The organism is Pseudomonas sp. 43(2021) (assembly GCF_017490805.1).
GTDB lineage: Bacteria > Pseudomonadota > Gammaproteobacteria > Pseudomonadales > Pseudomonadaceae > Aquipseudomonas.
Window position 1 is genome coordinate 157,230 of the sequence record NZ_JAFGYJ010000011.1, and the last position, 6,375, is coordinate 163,604.

The 6,375-nt window shown below is 60.0% G+C and carries 8 protein-coding genes; all 8 read left to right on the forward strand.

From position 1 onward, the window contains the following. The first annotated feature begins 2 nt into the window (after window positions 1-2). The 8 genes from cyoC (at window position 3) to J5M71_RS12385 (ending at window position 5,994) form a co-directional block, all read left to right on the forward strand. Window positions 3-626: a cytochrome o ubiquinol oxidase subunit III gene (gene cyoC, locus J5M71_RS12350; protein WP_063911281.1), complete on the forward strand. Its 624-nt coding sequence runs from the start codon at window positions 3-5 to the stop codon at window positions 624-626. Beyond that, entirely contained in the window at window positions 626-958 is a 333-nt protein-coding gene (cyoD, locus tag J5M71_RS12355) for a cytochrome o ubiquinol oxidase subunit IV (RefSeq protein WP_025337746.1), read from the forward strand. The genes cyoC and cyoD overlap by 1 nt, the downstream gene beginning before the upstream one ends. An 11-nt stretch (window positions 959-969) precedes the next feature. Then, a complete protein-coding gene (gene cyoE / locus J5M71_RS12360) occupies window positions 970-1,857 on the forward strand; it encodes a heme o synthase (RefSeq protein WP_016484944.1) in 888 nt (295 codons plus the stop codon). Window positions 1,858-2,192: 335 nt separating this feature from the next. Beyond that, entirely contained in the window at window positions 2,193-3,401 is a 1,209-nt protein-coding gene (alaC, locus tag J5M71_RS12365; protein ID WP_087503060.1) for an alanine transaminase, read from the forward strand. Window positions 3,402-3,616: 215 nt separating this feature from the next. Further along, the gene (locus J5M71_RS12370) at window positions 3,617-4,744 is read left to right on the forward strand and encodes a hypothetical protein (protein ID WP_207832523.1); all 1,128 of its coding nucleotides are present in this window, start codon (window positions 3,617-3,619) and stop codon (window positions 4,742-4,744) included. A gap of 159 nt (window positions 4,745-4,903) precedes the next feature. Continuing rightward, complete coding sequence (locus tag J5M71_RS12375) at window positions 4,904-5,287, forward strand: YkgJ family cysteine cluster protein (protein WP_063911285.1); 384 nt, start codon at window positions 4,904-4,906, stop codon at window positions 5,285-5,287. Window positions 5,288-5,524: 237 nt separating this feature from the next. Then, window positions 5,525-5,746: a hypothetical protein gene (locus J5M71_RS12380; protein ID WP_207832528.1), complete on the forward strand. Its 222-nt coding sequence runs from the start codon at window positions 5,525-5,527 to the stop codon at window positions 5,744-5,746. Next, complete coding sequence (locus tag J5M71_RS12385; protein ID WP_207832525.1) at window positions 5,743-5,994, forward strand: DUF3077 domain-containing protein; 252 nt, start codon at window positions 5,743-5,745, stop codon at window positions 5,992-5,994. The genes J5M71_RS12380 and J5M71_RS12385 overlap by 4 nt, the downstream gene beginning before the upstream one ends. Window positions 5,995-6,375 lie beyond the last annotated feature (381 nt).

Genomic DNA, 6,375 nt, shown 5'->3' on the forward strand with positions numbered 1-6,375 from the left:
CAATGTCCAGTCAAGTAATGCACGGTGCTGCTCATGGTCACGACCATGGGCATGACGACCACCACCACGACTCGGGCCAGATGACCGTACTCGGTTTCTGGCTGTACCTGATGACCGACTGCATCCTGTTTGCGTCGCTCTTCGCCACCTACGCGGTGCTGTCCGGCAGTTTTGCCGGCGGCCCGTCGGGTCATGACATCTTCCAGCTCGATTTCGTAGCTGTTGAAACGCTGTTCCTGCTGCTGTCCTCGATCACCTTCGGCTTCGCCATGCTGAAGATGTTCGATGGCAAGAAAGCTGGCGTACTGGGCTGGTTGGCTGTGACCTTCCTGTTCGGTGCAGGCTTCATCGCGATGGAAATCTATGAATTCCATCACCTGATCGGCGAAGGCTTCGGCCCGAACCGCAGTGGCTTCCTGTCGGGCTTCTTCGCCCTGGTAGGTACCCACGGCCTGCACGTGACCGCCGGCCTGATCTGGATGGCAGTCATGATGTACCAGATCAACAAGCACGGCATCACGCCGACCGCCAAGACCCGCATGAGCTGCCTGAGCCTGTTCTGGCACTTCCTGGACGTGGTCTGGATCTGCGTATTCACCGTCGTCTACCTGCTGGGAGTTCTGTAATGGCTAACGCACACGACACTCATCACGAAGGTAACCACGGCAGCGTCAAGTCGTACATGATCGGCTTCATCCTGTCGATCATCCTGACTGCGATCCCGTTCGGCCTGGCCATGTCGCCAAGCCTGCCGAAGAACCTGACCGTTCTGATCATTGTTGCCATGGCCGTGATCCAGGTAGTCGTACACCTCGTGTACTTCCTGCACATGGACCGCTCGAAAGAGCAACGTAGCAACGTGTCGACGTTCCTGTTCACCGCTCTGGTGATCGCTCTGCTTGTCGGCCTGTCGCTGTGGATCATGTTCAGCATCCACTTCGAAATGTTGGCCAAGTGAGGTAAGACTGCATGTCCGTTAAGCACTTTATCCAAATCACCAAACCGGGGATCATTTTCGGTAACGTGCTTTCCGTGGCAGGCGGTTTCTTCCTTGCCTCGAAGGGCCATGTGGATTTCGCCCTGTTCCTGGCGGTGGTGATCGGTACTTCGCTGGTGGTTGCGTCCGGATGCGTGTTCAACAACTGCATCGACCGTGACATCGACCACAAGATGGAGCGCACCAAGAACCGCGTCATGGTCCAGGGCGGCATGTCGCTGCCCCTCGCGCTGATCTACGCCACCCTGCTCGGGGTGGCGGGTTTCAGCCTGCTGTATGTCCAGGCCAACCCGCTGTCGGCGTTCTGCGCTGCTGTAGGCTTCATCGTCTACGTCGGTTTCTACAGCCTGTGGCTGAAGCGTAAATCGGTGCACGGCACCTTGGTCGGCAGCCTGTCTGGTGCCATGCCTCCGGTGATCGGCTATTGCGCCGTGAGCAACAGCTTCGACCTGGCTGCAGTCACCCTGCTGGTGATGTTCAGCCTGTGGCAGATGCCGCACAGCTTCGCCATCGCGATCTTCCGCTTCAAGGATTACAGCGCTGCCAACATTCCGGTCCTGCCGGTGGCTCGCGGCATCCTCGCGGCGAAGAAGCAGATCGTGCTGTACGTGCTGGCCTTCGTGCTCGCAACCCTGATGCTTACCCTCGGCGGTTACGCCGGCCTCGGCTACCTGGCCGTGGCAGCAGCCATGGGCCTGTACTGGCTGTACATGGCCTGGGGTGGCTACAAGGCCGAGGACGACAGCAAGTGGGCCCGCAAGGTGTTCGGCTTCTCCATCCTCACCGTCACTGCCCTGAGCGTGATGATGGGTGTGGACAGCCAGACCGCTGCGGACGTGCTGATGACTTACGCACGCTGATACTGCTGCCTGTTACACGAAAGCCCCGGCCATTGTGCCGGGGTTTTTTTATGGGTTTTTTCCTGTGCTGGCCCTTTCGCGGGTGAACCCGCTCCCACAGGTTCGTGCACAGGATTTGAGCTTGGTGCGTCCCCTGTGGGAGCGGGTTTACCCGCGAAGAGGCCGGACCTGAAATATAAATTTGAAATTTTCAAAAAATACATCTGAAAAATTCTAACAAAACAGGAAATTGTCCTTTACAGTCATACTGTTTCGGCACTATCTTCTGATCCAGGCCGCCACATCGGCCAACGTCGCTCGGACGGTTCCGGGCGCTTACGTACTCAGAGGAAGCCATGGCCAACCCAGGTTCGCCGCGCCGCTTTGCGCGCATCGATCGTCTCCCCCCTTACGTCTTCAACATCACTGCCGAGCTCAAGATGGCTGCCCGCCGCCGTGGCGAGGACATCATCGACCTGAGCATGGGCAACCCCGATGGCGCCACCCCGCCGCACATCGTCGAGAAACTGGTGCAGGTCGCCCAGCGTGAAGACACCCACGGCTATTCCACCTCCCGCGGTATCCCACGCCTGCGTCGGGCCATATCCAACTGGTACAAGGAACGCTACGAGGTCGACATCGACCCGGAAAGCGAAGCCATCGTCACCATCGGCTCGAAGGAAGGCCTGGCGCACCTGATGCTGGCCACCCTTGACCAGGGCGACACGGTGCTGGTGCCCAACCCCAGCTACCCGATCCATATCTACGGGGCAGTGATCGCCGGTGCCCAGGTGCGTTCGGTGCCGCTGGTGCCGGGTGTGGACTTCTTCAACGAACTCGAGCGGGCCATCCGCGAGTCGATTCCCAAGCCGAAGATGATGATCCTCGGCTTCCCGTCCAACCCCACCGCCCAGTGCGTGGAGCTGGACTTCTTCGAGCGCGTGGTGGCTTTGGCCAAGCAGTACAACGTGCTGGTGGTACATGACCTGGCCTATGCCGACATCGTCTACGACGGCTGGAAAGCCCCGTCGATCATGCAGGTGCCGGGGGCCAAGGACATCGCGGTGGAGTTCTTCACCCTGTCCAAGAGCTACAACATGGCCGGCTGGCGGATCGGCTTCATGGTCGGCAACCCCGAGCTGGTCAGCGCCCTGGCGCGGATCAAGAGCTACCACGACTACGGCACCTTCACCCCGCTGCAGGTGGCTGCCATTGCCGCACTGGAAGGCGATCAGCAGTGCGTGCGCGACATTGCCGAGCAATACCGCCAGCGCCGCAACCTGCTGGTGAAAGGGCTGCACGAGCTGGGCTGGATGGTCGAGAACCCCAAGGCCTCGATGTACGTATGGGCGAAGATCCCGCCGGAGTATGCGCACTTGGGTTCGCTGGAGTTTTCCAAGAAGCTGCTGGCCGAGGCCAAGGTATGCGTGTCGCCGGGGATCGGCTTTGGTGATTATGGTGATGACCATGTTCGCTTTGCCCTGATCGAGAACCAGGACCGTATTCGCCAGGCGATTCGCGGGATCCGGCAGATGTTCCGGGCTGATGGTTTGACCCGCAAGTAAGTTATTGGGGCCGCTTTGCGGCCCATCGCGACACAAGGCCGCTCCCACAGGTACAGCGCAGCATTTGAAAATTGCGGCGTAGCTGTGGGAGCGGCCTTGTGTCGCGAAAGGGCTGCAAAGCAGCCCCGACTGATACTAAGGCGAGTTTTCCACCTGCATCCCACTGATTTATCTACCTACCTTCAGCACTCATTTCTCACCACAGAGACCCACAAATGAGTGTCTTCACTGCCTATTTCTGCGGCACCGGTTCCCACCGCTTCGACGACGCCAACCCCAACTTCTGGAATGGCGAGCTGGTCTCGACCCTGGCCAGCAATGACCAGGGCCGCGAATTCGCCCACTGGATCGCCGTTGACGGCCCCGGCAGCGGCAACCTCCAGGACGACAACCTGTTCGTCGAGCCCGGCGGCTACTTCAACTGGACCGGCCAGTTGTTCGGCCGCGGCTGGGAAGAGAACGTCAACCATGTGCTGCAGGTGATCAAGGGTGAAAGCAGCTGGCAGCGCACCAAGCTGAGCGAAGAGGAGTACCAGCGCCTGAAGGACGCCGGCGTACCCATTCCGGATGTGTCTTCCACTGCCTCCTGGTTCTGGCGTACCTACGACTACGGCGAGCGCCATCCAACACCGCAGGAGTTGCAGGAGCGCATCATCAGCATGTTCCGCAAACCACGCTTGCCGACCCAGGTGAACCTGGTGGGCTGGAGCAGGGGAGGGATCAGTTGCCACATGCTGGCTAACGCCATGGCGCAGGACCCTGTGTTGCGGGACATACCCGTCAATATCTTCGCCATCGACCCGGTGCCGGGCATCGGCAACCTGCAAAGCCAGCGGGTAATCCTGGCGGGCAATGTTCGCGAGTACGTGGGTTTCTATTCGCGGGACGAGCGATCGAAAGGCTTTGCCTGTGTGATCCCCTCGGTCGAACCGGATACGCGGATCTGCATCTACCCCATGCCAGGCCGCCATGCCACCCTGGTGGGCAATGCCTCGGTCGACGGTGCGGGTGGCGGTGAGGTACAGGTGGAGCCAGGGTTGATCGTTCGCCATTTTGCCGAGGTCTGCCTGACCCGCTGGGGTGTGGGGCTGGACAAGCGCCTGTGCCTGAGCGACAACCAGTTGATGCAATACCACAGGGTCATGGCTGCTGCCGAAGGGCAGTACAAGGCCATGCGCAGCGAGTCGTATACCGTACTGACCGAGGGCGAAAAGGACGACCGGCTGGTGCATTGCGGCGAGGCTCGCACACACTTCAGCAAGGTGTGTGGTGATGGCTATGACCCGACCGAAGGCCTTGGCTTGCAGCGCTGGGATGTCACTTCCTACAAGGCATTACGCTAACTTGAACGGGCGGCCGGCGAAGGCGCTGGTCGTCCATGCTCAATTGCCGGATCAGCGGCAAATATTTTTGCATTCCCCCTCTATCCAGGCGCCCCGGCTTGGATTGAAAATGGCGCTGCGGGCCAGCCCCGATAACAACAACCTTCCCTCCGTGCCATCATGTCCGAATACAACCCTTGCCTTGACTGCGGCGCCTGCTGCGGGTACTTCCGTGTGTCCTTTTTCTGGGGCGAATGCCAGTCTGCCGGGGGCCTTGTGCCGGACGACCTGGTGGTACAGATCAACCCCACCCGTGTTGCCATGATCGGCACCGATGCCAAACCCTGCCGTTGCATCAGCCTGCAGGGCGAGATCGGCCAGGAGGTGGCGTGTACCATCTACGCCAACCGTTCCAGCCCCTGCCGCGAGTTCGAGGCGTCGTGGGTGGGTGGGGTGCATAACCCCAGCTGCGACGATGCACGGGCGGCCTATGGGCTGCCACCGCTGACCCCGCCGGGGGCCAATGAGCCGCATTGGCCGGATGATGGGGCTGAGGTGGCCTGATTCTTCCAAGGATGCCTGTGCCCGCGAAGAGGCCATCAGCTGTAAGAAGAATCTGAACCTGAAACCAAATGCTTCAGGTGGCCGGGCATTGGGAATTATCCTACGAGCTCAGTCGGATGCCGTCTGATAGGCAAGTACATACCTCGGAGATAACGTTGCAGCGTCGTCGAAACTGGCGACCGGGTGTGAGAAGCCCGAAATTCTGGGGTTGCCTCTTAGACTACTTCCGAGATGACTATGACTAACCTCGTACCTGATCCATCTGCTACAGACCTTACCTACCAAGCCGCCAAGTCCCAGGCCACCCAGGTCATGGACATTCTCTCCAACACCATCCTTCTATACCTCGACGCCGAAGTCCCGGCCTTGCGTTCCAACCGCCTAGAAGAAATGTCGAGCCAAACCGGGCTGCTGCACGCTCTGTTGGCTCACATAGAAGCGCAGGAGGCTAAGGCATGAGCGACCATCTCAAATCCCGCACCACCGCTGGCGTGGAAAAATTTCTCGAGCTGTACCGGGTAGAGTCGGGCGTTCCGCTCGATCTGGCATTCGATGAATTGTCGGTCCTGATCGGCTGCATCAAGCATCTGAACGAAGAGGCCGAGATGGAGGGCGACAAGATTGCCGGCAGCGCTGCGCGGATTCTCAGTGCCATGGCCAAGGCGCTGATCAATGACATGGAAGTGGGGTTGAACCGGGGCGATTGAGTATTGGCCGGATGTGTATGTCGGGCTGGCCAGTAGCGGCTGACAGGTGCATGCCGAAAGGTTTGCGGTGGTTTTGAGATCGAGCGCCGCCCGCGCGGCGCTTCGCGGGACAAGCCCGCTCCCACATTTGTTGCAACGTGGCCATGCCTGTGGGAGAGGCGTTGTCAGCCCTGGTGCAGGACTTGAGGCAGGTGGGGCGGCAGCAATGCAAATCCAGAAATCCAGTTGCCCCACCATGGCTGGCAACCATGGCCTGACAGGTTCGGCACGTTGCAACAAATGTGGGAGCGGGCTTGTCCCGCGAAGCGCCGCGCGGGCGGCGCTCGATTTCCGCACCCCACCAAACCCAAGGCAGGCACCTCTCAAATACAACCCCAAACC